Origin of the sequence: Butyricicoccus sp. AM27-36 (assembly GCF_003480945.1) — a bacterium.
GTDB lineage: Bacteria > Bacillota > Clostridia > Oscillospirales > Butyricicoccaceae > Agathobaculum > Agathobaculum butyriciproducens.
Window position 1 is genome coordinate 205715 of sequence record NZ_QUJR01000003.1, and the last position, 17513, is coordinate 223227.

Sequence of the window (17513 nt, forward strand, 5' to 3'; positions counted from 1 at the left end):
CACGGGCAGGGTCAAAGATACTCGCGCATTGAACGCCCACAAAGCATTGTGCGCCGCACCCATCAGCATGGGCCGGGGTTAGACTCCCGTGGAGCTGTGCCAGCAGCCGTCCGTAAGCCTACTTTTCTTTTTTGAAAGTTTATGGATAGATCGTAAACTTTTCAATTAGCAGCAGACAAACACGGAGCAGCACGGTAAAATAATAGTGGAAGTTATATTACCCACACATATTCGTGCTGTTCCTTTTCATAACTGAAAGGGGGTTCTCATGTCTCAAACATGGAACGGCACGAAAAAAGAAACCCCTGAAAGAAGGACATATACGGTTGACGATATTGCTCAAATTTTGGGTATCGGAAGAACTTCCGCATATATCCTTGTAAAAGAAGGGCACTTCAAAATCGTGCGAATTGGTAACGCCATACGCATTTCCAAGCGGTCATTTGACGAGTGGCTTGACTCCCTCGACCTGTGATCCAAGAAAGGAAGAACGATATGGCATCTATAATCAAGCGAAAGAAAAACTATTCCGTTGTTTACAACTATGTGGATGAAAACGGAGAAGCCAAACAGAAGTGGGAAACCTGGCATACCCACAAAGAGGCCTTGAAGCGCAAGGCGGAAATCGAAAATCAGCAGCACACGGGAACTTTTCTCCCTCCAAGCAATCAGACGATCACCGAGTTCCTTTATGACTTCGTATCTCTTTACGGAGAAAAGAAATGGGGCGTGTCTATGTATGACAGCCAAACGGCTCTGATTGCAAACTATATCAATCCAATCATCGGCGATATGGAGGTACAGGCGGTTACTCCCCGTGCGGTTGACGGTTATATCCAGACCTTGCAGAAAACCAAGTCGGTATCTACCAAGACCCGAAAGGCCGTTACCACCTATGTCAGCGACAAGACCATTGAAAAAATCATCAAGCTCCTGCGGTGTGCGTTTAAGCAGGCAGTACGATGGGAAATCATTGCAAGAAATCCCTTTGACAATGTGATCCTCCCGAAAACGGAGTATGCGAAACGGGATATCTGGACAGCGGATATGATCCGTCTTGCCCTGGACAAATGCACGGACAGCAAGCTCTATGTAGCAATGAATCTGTCTTTTGCCTGCTCTCTGCGTATGGGTGAAATCCTGGGGCTGACCTGGGAGAACGTCCATATTTCCGATGAAGATATTGCGGCGGATAATGCCTATGTCTACATCGACAAGGAGCTGACACGGGCTTCCAAACGGGCGATTGAAACGCTGGGTGAGAAGGATATCTATTACATCTTCACTCCGCTCATGCCGAACACCAGCACAAGAATTATTCTGAAAAAGCCGAAAACCGATTCCAGTATCCGTAAGGTGTGGCTGCCGAAAACGCTTGCCTACATCCTGCGGGAATGGAAGAAGTCCCAGGACGAGCTGAAAGGCTTCCTGGGCGACGAGTATCAGGACTTCGATCTGGTGGTGGCACTTCCCAATGGACGGCCCTGCGAGGATCGGATCATCCTCAAAGAGTTTGCAAAGCTCCGTGAGGACGCAGGGCTGCCGAAGGTGGTCTTTCATTCTCTCCGTCATTCCAGTACCACCTACAAGCTGAAACTGAACCACGGCGATCTGAAAGCCACCCAGGGCGATACAGGCCATGCCGAGATCGACATGATAACCAGTATCTATGCTCACATTCTGGACGAGGATAGAAAGGTCAATGCTCAGAAATTCGAGACTGCCTTCTATGCCAAGCCTGATCTCCGCAATGTCCGTCCGCCGGAGGAACCGGCAAAATCGGAACCTGCGACCCTGGACCTTGAAAGCCTTGTGGAGCAGCTTCAGAAGTCGCCGGAGCTGGCGAGTGCGCTCGCAGCCCTGATAGCGGCGCAAGCCCCGGCAAAGTGATCCGAAAAATCGAATTAGCAAAACGCAGAATTTTCTTAGCAAATTTCTGAAAAGCGTTCGAGTCCAATTAGCAAATATACATCATGCGGCGTATAAAAATCTCCCGGTAACAGAAGCGAAATTACCGGGAGAAGGAGGAACAAAAAAACGCTGCAAACCCCGAAAAAGGCTTGCAGCGGTGCTTTCTGGCGTCCCAGAGAGGATTTGAACCTCCGACCCCACGCTTAGGAGGCGTGTGCTCTATCCAGCTGAGCTACTGAGACATTTTTAAGATTTATGCAATTTTCATTGCTCGAAGGAATCGAACAATCTGCCGCTTAGGAGGCGAACCCTCTATCCAACTGAGGTACTGAGACAAATGAAAAAAATATGAAGTTTTCACAGGAAAAAGAACAAGAAGCATCCGATAATTAGGAGGCGTGTGCTCTATCCAACTGAGCTACTGAGACATAAAAAACAAAAGTTTTTGCGAGCGGCTCCTTCGCGCAGAGTCGCAACACGCGATATATCTATCTTACTGCATTGGAGCGAAAAAGTCAATTCCGAATGCGGTGAAAAAAGTAAAGTGCAGCTGTGCAAAATTAGAAAATCATAATCTTGCAAGCGGGTGCAGAAAGTGATATGATACAATTATATATATGGGGTTAATGAGGGGAATCACGACACCCATTTATTTCCCGAAGGAGGGGGCATACTTGTGAAACAAATGCACATCACCGAAACGGTGCTGCGTGACGCGCAGCAGTCGCTGATTGCGACGCGAATGCCGTTTGAGGATTTCGAGGGCATTCTCGATGAGATGGATCGGGCCGGCTATCACTCGATTGAGTGCTGGGGCGGTGCGACCTTCGATTCTTGCCTGCGCTATCTGCATGAGGACCCGTGGGAGCGTCTGCGCAAGATCAAATCTCACATGAAGAACACCAAGCTGCAGATGCTGCTGCGCGGTCAGAACCTGCTCGGCTATCATCACTATTCGGATGATACCGTGCGCCGTTTTGTCCGCAAGTGCATCGAGAACGGCATGGATATCATCCGTATTTTCGATGCGCTGAACGATCTGCGCAACATCGAGACCGCTGTGGACGAATGCCTCAAGGCAGGCGGCCATGCACAGGGCTGTATCTGTTACACACTGAGTCCGATCCACAATCTGGAGATGTTCGTTTCGCTCGGCAGGCAGATCGAAGCCATGGGCTGCAACTCGCTGTGCATTAAGGATATGGCGGGCATCATGTCTCCGCAGGAGTGCTATGACCTGGTTACCGCACTCAAGCAGAACATCAAAATCCCGGTTTATGTGCATACACACGCGACCACCGGTCTGGGTTATATGACTTATCTGAAGGCAGCGGAAGCCGGTGCGGACGGCATCGACTGTGCGACCTCGTGCATGTCGGGCGGCACCAGCCAGCCGGCAACCGAGTCCATGGTCTACGCGCTCCAGCAGATGGGCTATGACTGCGGCGTGGATTCCAAAACGTTGCATGAGATCAACGAATTTTTCGTGCCGGTCAAGGACAAGTTCGCGGCGAGCGGTATGTTCGACCCGTATGTCCTGTCCACCAAGACCGATGCGCTCGTGTACCAGATCCCGGGCGGCATGCTGTCCAACCTGGTAGCACAGCTGAAGGCACAGAACGCAATCGACCGTCTCGACGAGGTACTCGCCGAAACGCCGCGCGTGCGTGCCGATATGGGCTATCCGCCGCTGGTAACGCCGCTTTCGCAGATGGTCGGCGTACAGGCAACGGTCAACGTTCTCCTCGGCGGCCGCTATAAGTCGATCGGCAAGGAAATCAAGAGCTACATCCGCGGCGAATATGGCAAGGCACCGGGCGAAGTCAATCCCGAGCTCGCCAAGCAGGTGCTCGGTGACGAGCAGCCGATGACCGGCCGCTTTGCCGATACGCTTGAGCCGGAATTTCCGGCTGCACGCGAGCATCTCGGCACGCATGCCCGCAGTGAAGAGGACGTCCTGTCCTATATCGCATTCCCGCAGCAGGCAGAGCAGTTCTTTGAGCGTCGGGAACAGACCTTCACCGCAAGCTATTCGTTCAAGGAGGTTAAGTGAGCATGGTACACGATCCGATCAGCGTACTGGACGCGCTCATGATCGCCCTGTCCGGTATCGTTATTGTATTTTTGATGCTGGCACTTCTCTGGGGTGTCATCGCTGTTATTTCCCGTGTGATGGGCGCGCTCGAAAAGCACACTGTGCATCCGGCTTCGGTCAGTGCAGCGGCTCCGGCGGCTGCGGCTCCGGCAGCAGCACCGGCACCTGCTCCGGCTCCGCAGGTCAAGCTGGAAGGCGTCAGCGAGGTGGAGGCGGCCTGCGTTATGGCTATCGTCAGCCACGAAACGGGCATTCCGCTCGATCAGCTTGTATTTAAGTCCATCAAGGCGGTTTAAGGGGAGAAAAGAAACATGAAATATCAGGTATCGCTTAACGGCAAGCAGTTTGAAGTAGAAGTAGAAAAGGGGTCGGTAAGCGCAGTTCCGACCGGCGCGGCTCCTGCACCGGCACCGGCTGCAGCAGCGCCGGCACCCGCGGCAGCGCCGGCTCCGGCGGCAGCACCCGCACCCGCAGCAGCGCCTGCAGGCGGCGAGACCGTCGCAGCGCCCATGCCGGGCACCATTCTGGATATCCGATGCACGGCAGGTCAGGCCGTTAAGGGCGGCGATGTGCTGTTTATTCTCGAGGCCATGAAGATGGAGAATGAGATCTGCGCACCGCATGACGGTACGGTCGGCACTGTCTGCGTACAGAAGGGCGCTTCCGTACAGACCGGCGCAGCACTCTGCACGATGTAACGGGAGGCGCGTACTATGCAATTTTCGTTTTTCGGTGCATTAGGCAGCATTCTGGCAAGCTCGGGCTTCGCGTCCTTTCTGGAGGACCCGCGCAGCCTGATCATGATCATCATTGCATGCGTGCTGCTGTACATGGGTATCGGCAAGAAGTTTGAGCCGCTGCTGCTCGTTCCGATCGCATTCGGCATGCTGCTGGCCAATCTGCCGCTGACCGGTTTGCTCAATGCACCGGTTGATGGTTCAAGTCCCGGTATGCTGTGGGTGTTCTATCAGGGCGTCCAGCATGCGATTTATCCGTCCATCATCTTCCTCGGTATCGGTGCCATGACCGACTTCGGCCCGCTGATCGCACGTCCGTCCTCGCTGCTGCTGGGTGCAGCGGCACAGCTCGGCATCTTTTCTGCATTCCTGCTCGCGCTTGTGCTCGGCTTCCCGGGCGCAGTAGCGGCAGCCATCGCCATCATCGGCGGTGCGGACGGTCCGACCTCCATTCTGGTCGCTTCCCGTCTGGCGCCGGATTACCTGCCCGCCATCGCTATTGCGGCGTACTCGTATATGGCGCTCATACCGCTTATCCAGCCGCCGATCATGCGCCTGCTGACCACCAAGAAGGAGCGCGAGGTCAAGATGGAGCAGCTGCGTCAGGTCTCCAAGACCGAGAAGATCGTATTCCCGATCGCAGTTGCCATCATCGTTATCCTGCTGATTCCGGATACCGCTCCGCTGATCGGCATGCTCATGCTGGGCAACCTGCTGCGTGAGTGCGGCGTAACCGACCGCCTGAGCGACACCGCGCAGAACGCGCTTTGCAACATCGTCACCATCTTCCTCGGTCTGTCGGTAGGCTGCAAGGCGATTGCGTCCACCTTCCTGACCTGGGAGACCATCAAGATCATCATCCTCGGCCTGATCGCGTTCACGTTCTCGACCGTCGGCGGCCTGCTGTTCGGCAAGGTTATGTATAAGCTGACCGGCGGCAAGGTAAACCCGCTGATCGGCTCGGCCGGTGTATCTGCCGTTCCGATGGCAGCCCGTGTTTCGCAGGTTGAGGGCCAGAAGGCCAATCCGGCAAACTTCCTGCTCATGCACGCGATGGGCCCGAACGTAGCCGGTGTCATCGGCTCCGCTGTTGCCGCAGGCTTTGTCCTCAAGGTATTCGGCGCGTAAGTACAAAGCAAAAGAACCCGAATTTTCGGGTTCTTTTTTTGTGCTCTTTTGATTGAGAAGAATTGAAAATCAATTTGTAACGGTATGCACACGATATCCCGCAGGGAGCACATTGTGCTCTCACGCAAAGGTAAAACATCACGCTAATGCTCCATCTTCCATTTTCCATTCTCAATTTTTTATGCTTTCTTGACAATTTATGTCGCCCTGTTTTATAATAAATGTAAGAAATGAACGGGTGGTCCTTATTGTGCAGGTACTAAAAGACGAACTTCGACACAAAATTCTGCTCGAATCCGAGCATTTATTCCTGCAGCGCGGGTACGATCGCACCTCACTGCAGATGATCGCGGACAAGGTAAATATCAGCAAGAGCAACCTCTACCACTACTTCAAAAACAAGGAGGAGCTGTTCTACGAGCTGACCGACAGCGCTGCAGACGGCCTGAAGCGCATGATCCTGCGCTTCCGCAGCATGCGGTTTGACCTGAACATGGACGCGCAGGAATTCCGCATGCTGCTCACCGAGGAGGTACTCTCACTGCTGCTGGCGGAGAAATACGGCCTTCTTCTTATCATGGAGCAGGCCAACGGCACCCGATATGAAAACCTGCGGCCGGTAATGATTGAACTGATTGCGTCCAAGATCGTGTCCATGCTGGCCGACGAGGAGAACAGCCCGATGATGGCGCAGATCATGGCACGCAATCTGGTGGACGGGACGGTACATATCCTCAAGAACCGCGTTCGCCCGAGCGAGGTCCGTGCCGGACTGAATCAGCTGATTACCTATCACACCCAGGGAATGCACGCGCTGCAGTAAGCAGCGCGTGAGGCTGTCGAAAAACTCCGTTTTTCGAGCAGCCTCTCGATTGAAACCACGCTTTCAATCGAATCTTGACGAAAAGCCGCGCCCTGCGGTAGCTTCCAATAAGACAGCATGAGAACATTACTGGCATAGGGGAGCTGCCGTACAGGAGTGCGACAAGAAAAATTGGCGATACTTGGTTTTCACAACCAGGTATCGCCTTTTTCTATCTTTAGCAGAATGTTTGAAGCTATTATTGGAGGTATATAAGATGCAGGAACTGAACTATATTCGTTGTGGTGATTACTATATTCCCGATATTCGCTTACCGGAGGAAAACAGACCTATCGGTCGGTGGGGACGTATGCATAGAGATTATATCAAGGAGCATAACCCTGTCCGCTTCAATGATCTGTGCCTTAGCGGTGAACTGTGGACGTATCTGGCGGATTTGAATGAGCAGGCACAGAATCGCCTTGAACTTATCATTAAGCAAATGAAAGCCGCTGAGGACGTAACAGAGGGTATGAAAAAGACTGACCAGATGGCATGGGTCGGAGCTATGAACAGCATCCGCAACCGAGCAGAGGAAATTATCCTTCGTGAGATGATCTATGAGGAGAAGGCGATATGAGAATCCTTGAAGAATTTTGGTACGGCAATATTGAGCCTACAGAGTACGACACTTCCTCTAAGGAGTACAAGAAGCTGTTGGAACTGATTTGCCGAAATGAAGAAAAGCTCAAAGCAACCATGACAGACGAGCAAAAGGAGTTGTTTGAAAAATATACCGATTGCGTGCGGGAGTATCAAACCATCACGGATTGTTTGATCTTCCAAAACAGTTTTAAGCTGGGTGCAAGAATGATGTTAGAAGTCATGGAAGAATAATTGAATATCCAATGTTGGGGCTTGTGCCTGATTGAGCACAAGCCCCTTTCATCTTCTATACAACCTGTGACGAAGTTGCTTCTGTAACATCTGTCCATGTTGGACAGATGTTCTTAACTATGAAATACTTCTATGCTATAATGGGTAAACACAAACATCAAAAAGTATGATATAATTAAACAAATAGGAACTTAAGGTCACCACGGAGAGGTAATTTACATGGATAAGGTAACTTCATATATCAAAGAGTGCGAAACCGAATTTATGCAACTGTTAGGACTAACTTCTTTTCCAATTTATGAAATTGCGTATAAGGATATTTCTCTGTCGGTTTCTGATGAACAAGGCTACGACTCACTGGGATCGGCTCATTATGATTACAAGACTGGAAAACACACTTTAACTGTGTGGTCTAATATTCACACTTTAGGTGAAGTCGGAAAGCAGACGATTTTTCATGAATTTACTCATATACTCGACGATGAAACTTACGTAAACAAAGATCCCGAAAAGTATATTGCTAATCATGGATATACGGAATATCATGCTGCTCAAATTGGTTTCTTGAAAGTTTTGGGTGTAAAGAGTATCAAGCAAAACATTTCGTTTTCAATGAGTGATTTTATTGATACTGAGTCGGGATATATGAGTATTCAGGATTATGTTGATGCACCATTGTTGCTTGCAAACGAATTGATTGGCCATGCGAACTTTCCAACTGAATTTAAGGTGCTTAAAGACACTATGGGAGTAATCTTTAATTACTTTGGTAGACGTTCAATCTGTAAAATGTATTCTAAAGATTATCAAGACAATGCAGATACTTCTACAATCGAAAAACCACTTACTCACGCAATGTGCAGCTTCTTAAAAACGTATCTGATTGGTGTACTTACTAATCAGCAAATTGCCGTACTTGGAAAATTCTATAAAGACATGTTTTTGGCATTGGTAAATAGATACCATGTATAGCTCTTAAATATATGTTACGGAAATTCTGCCCAGCTTGGGCAGAATTTTTATTGTCGTATAATTTTACTCCAACCAATTGAATTATTCACGATTTCGTGATATAATAATTGATAATATTAAGGAGGGTTTCGCTATGGCTGTAACATACAAAAAGCTATTTCACTTGCTGATTGACAAGGGTATGACTAATGCCGAGCTGATGGAGAAGGCGGGATTTAGTGCAAATATCATTACTCGTCTTAAACGTGATGAGTATGTCTCAATAGAAAGTATAGAAAAAATCTGCAAAGCACTACAATGCGGAGTGGACGATATTTTAGAGTTCGTCAACAAGGAGGAGCAGCATGAAAATTAACGACTATAACGCAACATTAGATGAAAAAATGTCTGAGTTTGATATGTGGGTAACTCCTTCACTTGGAGAAATAAGAGATACTCCGCAATTCAGAGTTAATCTTGAGCAATTAAAAAAGGGCTTTGACTATATGGCCGATATTACCGAAAATTTTGCAGATGTATCACATTGCTCATCGTCTGCCTTAGCGGTAAACGTACTGAGTTATCTATCAGGTGAAAATGATGATACGGCCAAGGACATTCTTGATAGTATATGTAACGTTCTTTTACTGGCTACTGGAAAAACCGATAACAACCTAAAGTGCCAGTTCCCTCTTATGCTTAAAAATCAAATTGGAATAAGTACTTATCCTCAAAAAATAAGTGGAGGAAGATGGCGAGACAAAGCTATTCCTCGAGCTTTTTCCATGACAGATGTTACTAAAATTATAGTACAACTTGCTGGTAAAGATGATTATAGAATAGTATTTGTTGAAAGCTATTTCCATTTGATTGTATCGGATGAAGATTACGCAAAGCAGCTCTGGAGCCTCGGAAATGCCTATGTATCACAAAAGGAATTGGGCAATGCAGATGCTCTTATAAGCTCGATAGTAATCTTTCAGTCCAGAGGATCTATCACTGCTACACAAGGGCATATTCCAGAAACTATATTGAGAAAGTATATGACTGACTGGGGCTTGAATGCAGGAACAGACTTTAATACACAAGATGTTGAGGTCGGTGAAATCTTGGGTGATTTGCCTGTAGACAATAAAATTAAGAAGAGAAAGTATGATTTTATTGTTCCTTTCCAGTCAAGAAGATTGGGCGCAAAAGTCTTTATACAGAGCCAATTTTATGCTGGCGATTCCGGAAGTGTATCGCACAAAGTTGTAGATCAAACCGACAGCACCAGAGAAGTAACGTTGCAAAAATATCCGGACGCTGTATTTGTAGAGTATCTGGATGGTGCTGGCTATTTTTCCTCGCTGAATGGGGATTTGCGTAAAATGTTGGCGAAACCGACAACAAAGGATTTTATTCAAATTCGTACAGCACCACTCAAGTTGCGCAGGGCATTACAAGGGATTTTGTTCCTCACACCGCTTGAGATTGAACACGCTGTGATCAGAACATCTGGAAAAGAGAATGAGATTTATCAGCTTTTAAGAGATGAAGGATACACTGATGAAGAAATCAGTCGAGCATTCTCACTTTCCGTAAGCGAGGGGAATATTGTAGCCTATGGTGAACACAAGTATGCAATTAGTCCCAGTCGTATAGAAATTGTTCGCAAATATTGCTTGTTGGATGTTATTGCAAATTATGGAGCGCCTATTTCAATAGGGAATGAATCCGGATGTTTATTGGTTGCAGGGTTTGAAACCTCTTGGGGCTTACCGCAAAACGAGGCAATCAGAATAGCGCAGGAAGTTTTCCCAGGATTAGGTGAACTTTGGTCTAATGTCCAAGATGCTTTTGATGACGTTCAGTGGCTGATTAGCAGAGGGTTTGTCATTACAAAATAAAAGGAGATCATTCATGACAATATCAGAAAAAATCAAACACGCACTTGAGGTTGATGGGGTTGCCATTCTCCCTCCAATGGATGTGTTTGAATCTATTGCAATATTAAAAGAAGCAAATATCTACGTTAACTGTGCTATGCTTGACCCTTGGTACAACAAAGGGTTTGGTGGCGAGTTGCCTACAAGCGAATATGATGACTTTATCACAAGATTACTAAACCAAACTGGTGAAATAAGCGATTTGATGTATTTATGGGGTTTCCCTGAAATTATTGGTCCGTATGTTAGATATGCACCAAGCGGATTTTATATGGCTGCATGGTTGACATGGTATTACAAAAATTGCCCATCAGTTATCAGAGGATGGAGATCGAGTCAAAATGCTTGCTTGCAGTTCATGCGTAAGGGACATAAATTACATCCTGAACATTTCTTGAGCGATGAGCAGAAAGAAAAATTTGAATCTGGAAAAATGCGTTTCGTACCTGGGCCGCCGAGCGTAATCGAAGCTCCTCTAATTATTGGGTTTGTTGGCAAAAAGGAAAGAACCGGCCATCCTTCGCAAAAGCCCGAAATTGTATTTGACAAACTTCTTTTGATGGCCAACCAAAAAGGAGATATTGTATTTGATCCCATGGCAGGCTCAGGAACAACTGCTGCTTGCGCCAAGAAGCATGGAATGAAAAGCATTGTCTGTGATATGAACGAGGATTATATTCAGATGATCGAAAAAAGAATGGGTGTTAGCAGAATTGAGCTTTGATTTGAAGTTTGCTCTCCATTCAAGTGAAAGTACACATGATATTTGCAGCAGTTAAGAAAATCGCAAGGAGAAAGAATTATGGACAATACAAACTTTTTGAAAATAGTATATTTTGACGAAGCGTTTGTTGCAGATTTCATGCAGATCATTGCAGGTGGCGAACTCAAGAAGACGACAGAGTTTATCACTGAAGTCAACTCTGGAATTGAGGGAACTGCGGGCATAGAGGGCGGCGTAGGAACCGAAAAGAATGCTTTATCCAAGATATTCACTTTTCTAAGTGGTGCGACAATCAATGCAGAAGCGAGTGTAAATACAAATCTTTCAAGAAAGTCTGATAGGATCGCTAAAAACATTCTTGAAAACACTCTGCTTGCAGATTTTATTGCCCTACTCGATGCAGACCAGCGCAGACCAAAGAATAAGCGTTGTGGCGGAATTAAAGTATTCCCTAAAGTGATTGTCAGACCGGAAGTAAATTCTTTTTCATATATTATGCTGATAGCTCCTTTTCTAAGTATGATCGATGGTGAGCTACCGTTCAAAACCAGTGATGGCGATGCGATGAAAATTGACATAACCAAAATAGAGGAAGCCATTGAAAAAGGGCGTGGCTATTATGAATTTGTGGCTACCGTTGATGGTAAGGATGTCATTTTGAGATTTAATCGTAGCGCTTTCAGAAACAGCTATACAATGTCTGATTTGCCTAAGATGCGACTTACATACTATGCGATTCATGTGGGACAAATTGAGAAGTCTGATTTGCAAGTACAAAAGGAGTTTGAGTTTGGAACCACAAAAGCATCTAAACGTGTAGACTATGCTTCTGCATCTGAAGGCGGTTCTGTAGCTACCGAAATTGATGTATACGATGTTGTGTTAGCTGGGGTCTTGGAGGGCTAATGGATAGAATAGAGATATATTGGGGAGCGGACAAAGATTTTGAAGAAGCAACCGAAAAACTGGAAGATGTGCACTTCTTAGTGGACGTTGTCAATCATATCAATAAAACTGACCTAAAGATCGAAGGTGTAGGCGGGCAAAAAGATCCTCCTATGGAAGTAGAGAATCTTCTGGTTCACACGGACGATTATGGCGGCGTGAGAGAGTGGGCGCTTCTTGGCTTTTCTAACAATGTTCTGCGCAACCTAAAAGTCAATGTTAAAAATCTATGGCTTGCAACGGTGTACAAAGGGAACATAATAAAAAACTTAATAATGGACTGCCAATCTTACACAAAGTACCGCCCAAACGAGACTACGGGCGGTATTTTTGTATCATGGCGGAGAAAGGAGGAACTTCCCACGGGGGCTTGACTGAAAAGTTGAGCCCCTTTTTTCATGCCAAAAAACAGGAGGTAAATGCTTATGGCAGATGATAAAACCACAAAAACGCCGGAACAGCCGGTAACGGATAGCGGGCCGGGCAAGGAAACGCCTCCCGCTCCCCCAAAAGAGCCAGAGAAGGTTTCCGTTTCCCCGGAGCCGGAAAAAAAGACGGAACCAGAGGTAAAGAACCCACAGGTTTCTGTCTATAACTTCGCTGAAATTATGAAGGAAAAGAAAGTCGAGGAACGGGCGGCAGCTCCCGGCGTGGAAAAGCCTGACCCGGCAAAAGCGGAGAAACCGGAAAAGCAGCCGGAGGCTCCGAAAAAAGCAGAGGAAAAACCCAAAGAGCCGGAACAGCCGAAGCGCCGGGGCCGTCCCCCGAAAGCAAATAAGGACAAGGACGCAGCCCCGAAGTCCAAAGCTCCCGCACAGAAACCGGAAAAGGCGGTCAAAAAGGAACCGGAGAAAAAAACGGCTCCAACGATACAGGCCGCTCCCGCTCCGAAAGAATCCGAAAAGCCAAAGGATGCTCCACGCCGGGGCAAGGAGCAGATCGTCTATATCAAGCTGAACGAGCTCCACGCCTTCAAGAACCATCCCTTTGAAGTCCGAGACGATGAAGAAATGCGGGCTATGGTGTCCAGCGTCAAGGACAAGGGCGTTACCCAGCCTGCTATCGTCCGTCCCCGTGAGGATGGCGGCTATGAGATCGTGTCCGGCCACCGCCGCCAGAAGGCCAGCGAGCTTGCCGGATATGCGGATATGCCCTGTATTGTTCGCAATCTGACGGACGATGAAGCCATCACGCAGATGGTCGAGGACAATCTCAACCAGCGTGAAGAAATCCTTCCCAGTGAGCGGGCCAAAGCCTTGAAAATGCAGCTTGAGGCCATCAAGCACCAGGGCTCCCGCACTTCGGGCCAGATTGACCCGAAGGACGCAGGAAAACGCTCCAACGAAATTGTAGCCGAGCGCAATAAGATGGCGGTCAAGCAGGTGCAGCGGTATATCCGGCTCAATGAGCTGGTTCCCGACCTGATGAAGCTGATGGATGAAAAAAAGCTGGGCTTTACTACGGCGGTGGAGCTTTCCTATATCGGCAAGAAGAACCAGAACTATATCGCCGTCGCCATTGACAGCCAGCAGTCCTCGCCTTCACAGGCGCAGGCAAAGCGTATGCGTGAGCTGGACGAAAAGAAGCTGCTCAACGGGGATGTGATCGACGGCATTATGATGGAGGACAAAAAGGAGGTAGACAAAGTGATTTTGACAGGTGCGGAACTGAGCAAGTATTTCGGCAAGGAAACTACGCCGAGGGAAATGAAGGACCAGATCATCAAGCTGCTGGACGACTGGAAGGGTCAGCAGAAGGAACATGAAAAGCCGGAGAAGAAAACCGAACAGGAAAAGTAAGCCCAAACTTCGGGTCAGCATGGCCCGAGGATTGCGGGGCTCTGCCCCGCGCCCCGAAGCTCTGGAGATATAAATTATTCCCCGTCGCCAGTTATTCCGTAGCATAGCCGGGAAAATCAGTCAAGGGCAGCGCCGCCGCAGGCGGTGCCAGAGGCACCCTTGACGGATTTCTCCCGGTTATGCTTTTTCCCGGTCAAGCGACGGGGATATAAATTCTCCAGAGCCGTTCCCCTTCCCGGGGGAAGGGGCGGAGGGGTTGGGCGAACTCTTGCTTTTCCCTAAACCAAAACAGAAATGGAGGCTCAACCAATGAAACGACCTTTAGCATACCTGACCGCCGCATGGAGCGGCGAGCCGGATGTTGATATGGAGCTGGCGGCCCACTACTGCCGTCTTGCTTATGAGGCGGGCTTTTCCCCGATCTGCCCGCTCTTGTATCTGCCGCTGTTTTTGAATGACAGCGTTCCCGAGGAACACAAGGCCGGGATTGATATGCGCCGGGATATGCTGCGGCGCTCCCACACCCTGATTGTCTGCGGCAGCGCTGTGGACGAGGATGTAAAAAATGATATTGCGGTTGCCGGGCGGCTGGGCATTGCGGCGACCACACTGGAAGGGGTGCTTGCCGTGAAGGGACACGGCACCCCGGGCCATGCCGGACATTAAGCTGGGAAGCCTTTTCGACGGGATTGGCGTGTTCCCTCTGGCTGCTTCCCGGTGCGGTATCCGTCCGGTATGGGCCAGTGAGATTGAAAAAGCGCCCATCTCCATAACCAAAAGGCACTTTCCCGACATGGTGCATTTGGGGGATATTACGAAGGTGGACGGCGGGAAAATCCCACCTGTCCATATAATTACCTTCGGTTCCCCCTGTCAGAACCTTTCTCTGATCGGCAACCGCTCCGGCCTTGCCGGGGCAAAATCAAGCCTGTTCTATCAGGCGTTTCGTATCATACAGGAAATGAGGGATGCTACTGATAACCTATATCCAGCTATCGCTGTTTGGGAAAACGTCATGGGAGCGTTTTCTACAAATGACCGGATGGACTTTAGAGCCGTCTTATCCGCCTTCTCGGACACCGAAGTTCCAATGCCTCCTTCGGGAAGATGGGGAAACGCCGGAATGGTGCGAGGGGGAACGCCTGATGTGTGCTGGCGGCTCATGGACGCCCAGTATTGGGCAGGCTCCCGAAGGCTGGCACGAAGGCAGCGGATTTTCGTCGTGGCGGATTTTGGAGGCAGACGTGCCGCAGACATACTATTTAAGCCCCGTCCAATGCTCCCACTTCCTCCGCCTTGCGGAGAGGGCGGGTGGGCCGCCGCCGAAGGAGATCGAACAGCTTCTTTTGAAACAGGGCGGCAGATACCAGTCATCCACCCCTTTCAGTGCTTCCGTATGCGGGGAGCGGCAAAAAGGCAGGAAGAAACGGCCTTCCGAAACAGCTTCGGATTACCAACTGACCCTTTTCCCACTCTTTTAGCCAGTGATGTAACGCCCTTTGCCTTCTGGTATGAGGGCGACCCGAAGGGCGGCTGTATCCGTTTTCTGACGGAAACGGAAAGCGAACGGCTGATGGGGCTGCCAGAGGGCTGGACAAAGTACGGGGCGGACGGCGTGGAGATCCGGTCTCTGCAACGCTACAAGGCACTGGGAAACGCGATTGCCCTCCCTTGCGCCGATTACATTATGGCCGGGATTTATGAGGTGCTGGCTGACCGGGCCGGAAAGGAGGAATGAGCCCATGTTTGAAGCCTATATAACCAATACAGCCCTATACCCCTTAATGGGGATCGAGGTAGGGACAACGGTACATTTCCCCATGACGACACAGGAGTTGCAGGCCGCCCTTGCCAAAATCGGGATAGACGGGAAACGGTACAGCGAAGTGTTCTTTACCAGCTTTGACAGTGATGTGCTGGGGCTCTACGATTATCTCTACGAATGTGAGAACATCGACGAGCTGAACGAGCTGGGCCATGCCCTGCTGGAAGTACGGGATAAGGGCGGACTGGAAACCTTTGAAGCCGCTCTTGTCTTGGGAAACCACACAAGGAGCGTGAAGGATTTGATAAACCTGACGCAGAACCTTGACCTTTACCGCTTTTACCCGGATATTTCCGATGATGAAGGGCTGGGCCGTCTTTACGCCGACGAGCTTGGGACTATCGACATACCGGAGCACATTCAGAACTACTTCGATTATGAGGCATACGGGCGGGATGTGCGTATCAACGAGGGCGGCGTATTCGCTCCCGGTGGGTATGTGTCGGCAGTCCCGGAGGGCTTCAAGGAGTATTACCACGGGCCGCAGGACATTCCGCCGGAACACCGGATATTTGCCTATCCTGAAAAGGCCGAGCCTGTCCACTCCATTCTCGCTACACTCAAACGGTTTCAAGAAGCCCCACCCGCTCCGAAAAAGGACAAGGCGGGGCCTTCCCATGAAGAACGGTAAGACTTCGGGCCAGCATGGCCCGAAGCATGAAGGAGGTGCATACCATCAACTATTACCCTATCAATGAAGGAGCCGCCCGCCGGGCAAAAGAAATGAACAGCTTTTCCGACTACAAGGAAGGGAGCGCAACGGCGGAATACCGGGCAATGGTGGACAAGGCCGCCGCCATAGCGGAAAAGCAGAAATCCCGGGTGGACCCCATGTACCATGAGAAGATCGACCATCTGTTAGACACCTACGCCCGCAAGCTGGCCGAAAACATGAACCAAGGCTTTGCCATTGACGCGAGGGTTCCCTCTATGATGATCGCCGGGCCTTCCAATTTCCCGGTGGGAAAGAAGGAAAAACAGAACCGGGCGCGGGACAGCAACATGGAGGAATGGCGGCATATTCAAGGGCTGCTGGATAAGATACGCAGCACCGGCATGGGCGGGATCAGCGCCGATGACCCGGCAGCGATTGAAAAGCTCCAGAAGAAGCTGGACGGGCTGGAACGCTCCCAGCTCATTATGAAGGAGGTCAACGCCTATTACCGCAAGCATGGCAAGCTGGACGGCTGTGCGCTGCTGTCGCCGGACCAGATCGAAAAGCTGAAAGCAAGCATGGCGTCAAGTTGGCGAAGCGACCCGAGGCCCTTTGAAAGTTACCAGCTAACCAACAACAATGCGGAGATCCGCCGGGTAAAGGCCCGTATCGAACAGCTTTCCAAACAGGCACAGCAGGAATTTTCCGGCTGGGAGTTCGATGGGGGTCGTGTGGAAATGAACCGGGAGGACAACCGCTTGCAGGTGTTCTTTGACGGAAAGCCTGACGCGGACACCCGGGCCGAGCTGAAAAGCAGCGGCTTTCGTTGGGCTCCCAGCGTGGGCGCATGGCAGAGGCAGCTCACAGACAACGCCATCCGGGCGACTGACCGTCTGGAATGTATCAAGCCGCTGTCCGGCGAAAAGCCCTCCCGGCTTCAAAAGAAGCCCTCTATCTTGCAGACCATGCGGGAACAGGGCGAAAAAGTCCAGACGGAGCCGGAAAAGAAAGCTCCGTCCGGCAGAGATGCCGAGCGGTAAGCCTCGGGCCACATTGGCCCGAGGTTTTCTGTTCCCCGAGATTGTACGGGGGCCTCCCGGATAGCGGGAACCCCGA

General features: G+C 49.8%; 20 protein-coding genes and 1 tRNA gene. 20 read left to right on the forward strand and 1 reads right to left on the reverse strand.

Annotated features, from left to right (window positions below; genetic code table 11):
• Positions 1–268 precede the first annotated feature (268 nt).
• Positions 269–475, forward strand: a complete 207-nt coding sequence (locus tag DW724_RS06175; RefSeq protein ID WP_005541444.1) for a helix-turn-helix domain-containing protein — start codon at positions 269–271, stop codon at positions 473–475.
• Between the two features lie 20 nt (positions 476–495).
• Positions 496–1890: a site-specific integrase gene (locus DW724_RS06180; protein WP_202183512.1), complete on the forward strand. Its 1395-nt coding sequence runs from the start codon at positions 496–498 to the stop codon at positions 1888–1890.
• Between the two features lie 186 nt (positions 1891–2076).
• Here the strand turns inward: DW724_RS06180 and DW724_RS06185 are convergent.
• Positions 2077–2153, reverse strand: a tRNA-Arg gene (locus tag DW724_RS06185).
• 443 nt (positions 2154–2596) lie between these two features.
• On the opposite strand from DW724_RS06185, the gene DW724_RS06190 reads away from it, so the two are divergent.
• The 18 genes from DW724_RS06190 (at position 2597) to DW724_RS06275 (ending at position 17437) form a co-directional block, all read left to right on the forward strand.
• Positions 2597–3964: a pyruvate carboxylase subunit B gene (locus DW724_RS06190; protein WP_243105701.1), complete on the forward strand. Its 1368-nt coding sequence runs from the start codon at positions 2597–2599 to the stop codon at positions 3962–3964.
• A gap of 2 nt (positions 3965–3966) precedes the next feature.
• Complete coding sequence (locus tag DW724_RS15785; protein WP_202183513.1) at positions 3967–4302, forward strand: OadG family protein; 336 nt, start codon at positions 3967–3969, stop codon at positions 4300–4302.
• Positions 4303–4317: 15 nt separating this feature from the next.
• Entirely contained in the window at positions 4318–4704 is a 387-nt protein-coding gene (locus tag DW724_RS06200; protein ID WP_110437380.1) for a biotin/lipoyl-containing protein, read from the forward strand.
• 15 nt (positions 4705–4719) lie between these two features.
• Complete coding sequence (locus DW724_RS06205) at positions 4720–5871, forward strand: sodium ion-translocating decarboxylase subunit beta (protein ID WP_118760980.1); 1152 nt, start codon at positions 4720–4722, stop codon at positions 5869–5871.
• A 250-nt stretch (positions 5872–6121) separates the two neighbouring features.
• Complete coding sequence (locus DW724_RS06210) at positions 6122–6694, forward strand: TetR/AcrR family transcriptional regulator (protein WP_158574625.1); 573 nt, start codon at positions 6122–6124, stop codon at positions 6692–6694.
• 256 nt (positions 6695–6950) lie between these two features.
• Positions 6951–7313 (forward strand): TnpV protein, encoded by a 363-nt coding sequence (locus DW724_RS06215; protein ID WP_118760981.1) that lies wholly within the window; start codon positions 6951–6953, stop codon positions 7311–7313.
• On the forward strand, positions 7310–7570 hold the full coding sequence (locus DW724_RS06220; protein ID WP_118760982.1) for a DUF6809 family protein: 261 nt from the start codon (positions 7310–7312) through the stop codon (positions 7568–7570). The genes DW724_RS06215 and DW724_RS06220 overlap by 4 nt, the downstream gene beginning before the upstream one ends.
• A 219-nt stretch (positions 7571–7789) precedes the next feature.
• Positions 7790–8542 carry a hypothetical protein gene (locus DW724_RS06225; protein WP_118760983.1) on the forward strand — a complete coding sequence of 251 codons (753 nt, stop codon included), beginning with the start codon at positions 7790–7792 and terminating at the stop codon, positions 8540–8542.
• A 133-nt stretch (positions 8543–8675) separates the two neighbouring features.
• A complete protein-coding gene (locus DW724_RS06230) occupies positions 8676–8897 on the forward strand; it encodes a helix-turn-helix domain-containing protein (RefSeq protein ID WP_022241056.1) in 222 nt (73 codons plus the stop codon).
• Entirely contained in the window at positions 8887–10410 is a 1524-nt protein-coding gene (locus tag DW724_RS06235; RefSeq protein ID WP_022241055.1) for a hypothetical protein, read from the forward strand. Before DW724_RS06230 ends, DW724_RS06235 begins: the two co-directional genes overlap by 11 nt.
• A 13-nt stretch (positions 10411–10423) precedes the next feature.
• Positions 10424–11173, forward strand: a complete 750-nt coding sequence (locus DW724_RS06240; RefSeq protein WP_022241054.1) for a site-specific DNA-methyltransferase — start codon at positions 10424–10426, stop codon at positions 11171–11173.
• A 78-nt stretch (positions 11174–11251) separates the two neighbouring features.
• The gene (locus DW724_RS06245; protein WP_022241053.1) at positions 11252–12079 is read left to right on the forward strand and encodes a DUF6414 family protein; all 828 of its coding nucleotides are present in this window, start codon (positions 11252–11254) and stop codon (positions 12077–12079) included.
• Positions 12079–12492, forward strand: a complete 414-nt coding sequence (locus tag DW724_RS15570; RefSeq protein WP_158580227.1) for a hypothetical protein — start codon at positions 12079–12081, stop codon at positions 12490–12492. Before DW724_RS06245 ends, DW724_RS15570 begins: the two co-directional genes overlap by 1 nt.
• Before the next feature lie 45 nt (positions 12493–12537).
• Positions 12538–13917 (forward strand): ParB/RepB/Spo0J family partition protein, encoded by a 1380-nt coding sequence (locus DW724_RS06255; protein ID WP_118760984.1) that lies wholly within the window; start codon positions 12538–12540, stop codon positions 13915–13917.
• 309 nt (positions 13918–14226) lie between these two features.
• On the forward strand, positions 14227–14583 hold the full coding sequence (locus DW724_RS06260; RefSeq protein WP_003500157.1) for a DUF7768 domain-containing protein: 357 nt from the start codon (positions 14227–14229) through the stop codon (positions 14581–14583).
• Entirely contained in the window at positions 14570–15655 is a 1086-nt protein-coding gene (locus tag DW724_RS06265) for a DNA cytosine methyltransferase (protein ID WP_118760985.1), read from the forward strand. Before DW724_RS06260 ends, DW724_RS06265 begins: the two co-directional genes overlap by 14 nt.
• A 4-nt stretch (positions 15656–15659) precedes the next feature.
• Positions 15660–16373 (forward strand): antirestriction protein ArdA, encoded by a 714-nt coding sequence (locus tag DW724_RS06270; protein ID WP_003500154.1) that lies wholly within the window; start codon positions 15660–15662, stop codon positions 16371–16373.
• A 26-nt stretch (positions 16374–16399) separates the two neighbouring features.
• Positions 16400–17437: a hypothetical protein gene (locus DW724_RS06275; protein WP_243105698.1), complete on the forward strand. Its 1038-nt coding sequence runs from the start codon at positions 16400–16402 to the stop codon at positions 17435–17437.
• The last annotated feature ends 76 nt before the right edge of the window (positions 17438–17513 follow it).

What these genes read in the sequence shown, in the direction of transcription:
- DW724_RS06175 (WP_005541444.1), top strand. Translation starts at nt 269, where the DNA reads ATGTCTCAAACATGGAACGGCACGAAAAAAGAAACCCCTGAAAGAAGG.
- DW724_RS06180 (WP_202183512.1), top strand. Translation starts at nt 496, where the DNA reads ATGGCATCTATAATCAAGCGAAAGAAAAACTATTCCGTTGTTTACAAC.
- DW724_RS06190 (WP_243105701.1), top strand. Translation starts at nt 2,597, where the DNA reads ATGCACATCACCGAAACGGTGCTGCGTGACGCGCAGCAGTCGCTGATT.
- DW724_RS15785 (WP_202183513.1), top strand. Translation starts at nt 3,967, where the DNA reads ATGGTACACGATCCGATCAGCGTACTGGACGCGCTCATGATCGCCCTG.
- DW724_RS06200 (WP_110437380.1), top strand. Translation starts at nt 4,318, where the DNA reads ATGAAATATCAGGTATCGCTTAACGGCAAGCAGTTTGAAGTAGAAGTA.
- DW724_RS06205 (WP_118760980.1), top strand. Translation starts at nt 4,720, where the DNA reads ATGCAATTTTCGTTTTTCGGTGCATTAGGCAGCATTCTGGCAAGCTCG.
- DW724_RS06215 (WP_118760981.1), top strand. Translation starts at nt 6,951, where the DNA reads ATGCAGGAACTGAACTATATTCGTTGTGGTGATTACTATATTCCCGAT.
- DW724_RS06220 (WP_118760982.1), top strand. Translation starts at nt 7,310, where the DNA reads ATGAGAATCCTTGAAGAATTTTGGTACGGCAATATTGAGCCTACAGAG.
- DW724_RS06225 (WP_118760983.1), top strand. Translation starts at nt 7,790, where the DNA reads ATGGATAAGGTAACTTCATATATCAAAGAGTGCGAAACCGAATTTATG.
- DW724_RS06230 (WP_022241056.1), top strand. Translation starts at nt 8,676, where the DNA reads ATGGCTGTAACATACAAAAAGCTATTTCACTTGCTGATTGACAAGGGT.
- DW724_RS06235 (WP_022241055.1), top strand. Translation starts at nt 8,887, where the DNA reads ATGAAAATTAACGACTATAACGCAACATTAGATGAAAAAATGTCTGAG.
- DW724_RS06240 (WP_022241054.1), top strand. Translation starts at nt 10,424, where the DNA reads ATGACAATATCAGAAAAAATCAAACACGCACTTGAGGTTGATGGGGTT.
- DW724_RS06245 (WP_022241053.1), top strand. Translation starts at nt 11,252, where the DNA reads ATGGACAATACAAACTTTTTGAAAATAGTATATTTTGACGAAGCGTTT.
- DW724_RS15570 (WP_158580227.1), top strand. Translation starts at nt 12,079, where the DNA reads ATGGATAGAATAGAGATATATTGGGGAGCGGACAAAGATTTTGAAGAA.
- DW724_RS06255 (WP_118760984.1), top strand. Translation starts at nt 12,538, where the DNA reads ATGCTTATGGCAGATGATAAAACCACAAAAACGCCGGAACAGCCGGTA.
- DW724_RS06260 (WP_003500157.1), top strand. Translation starts at nt 14,227, where the DNA reads ATGAAACGACCTTTAGCATACCTGACCGCCGCATGGAGCGGCGAGCCG.
- DW724_RS06265 (WP_118760985.1), top strand. Translation starts at nt 14,570, where the DNA reads ATGCCGGACATTAAGCTGGGAAGCCTTTTCGACGGGATTGGCGTGTTC.
- DW724_RS06270 (WP_003500154.1), top strand. Translation starts at nt 15,660, where the DNA reads ATGTTTGAAGCCTATATAACCAATACAGCCCTATACCCCTTAATGGGG.
- DW724_RS06275 (WP_243105698.1), top strand. Translation starts at nt 16,400, where the DNA reads ATGAAGGAGGTGCATACCATCAACTATTACCCTATCAATGAAGGAGCC.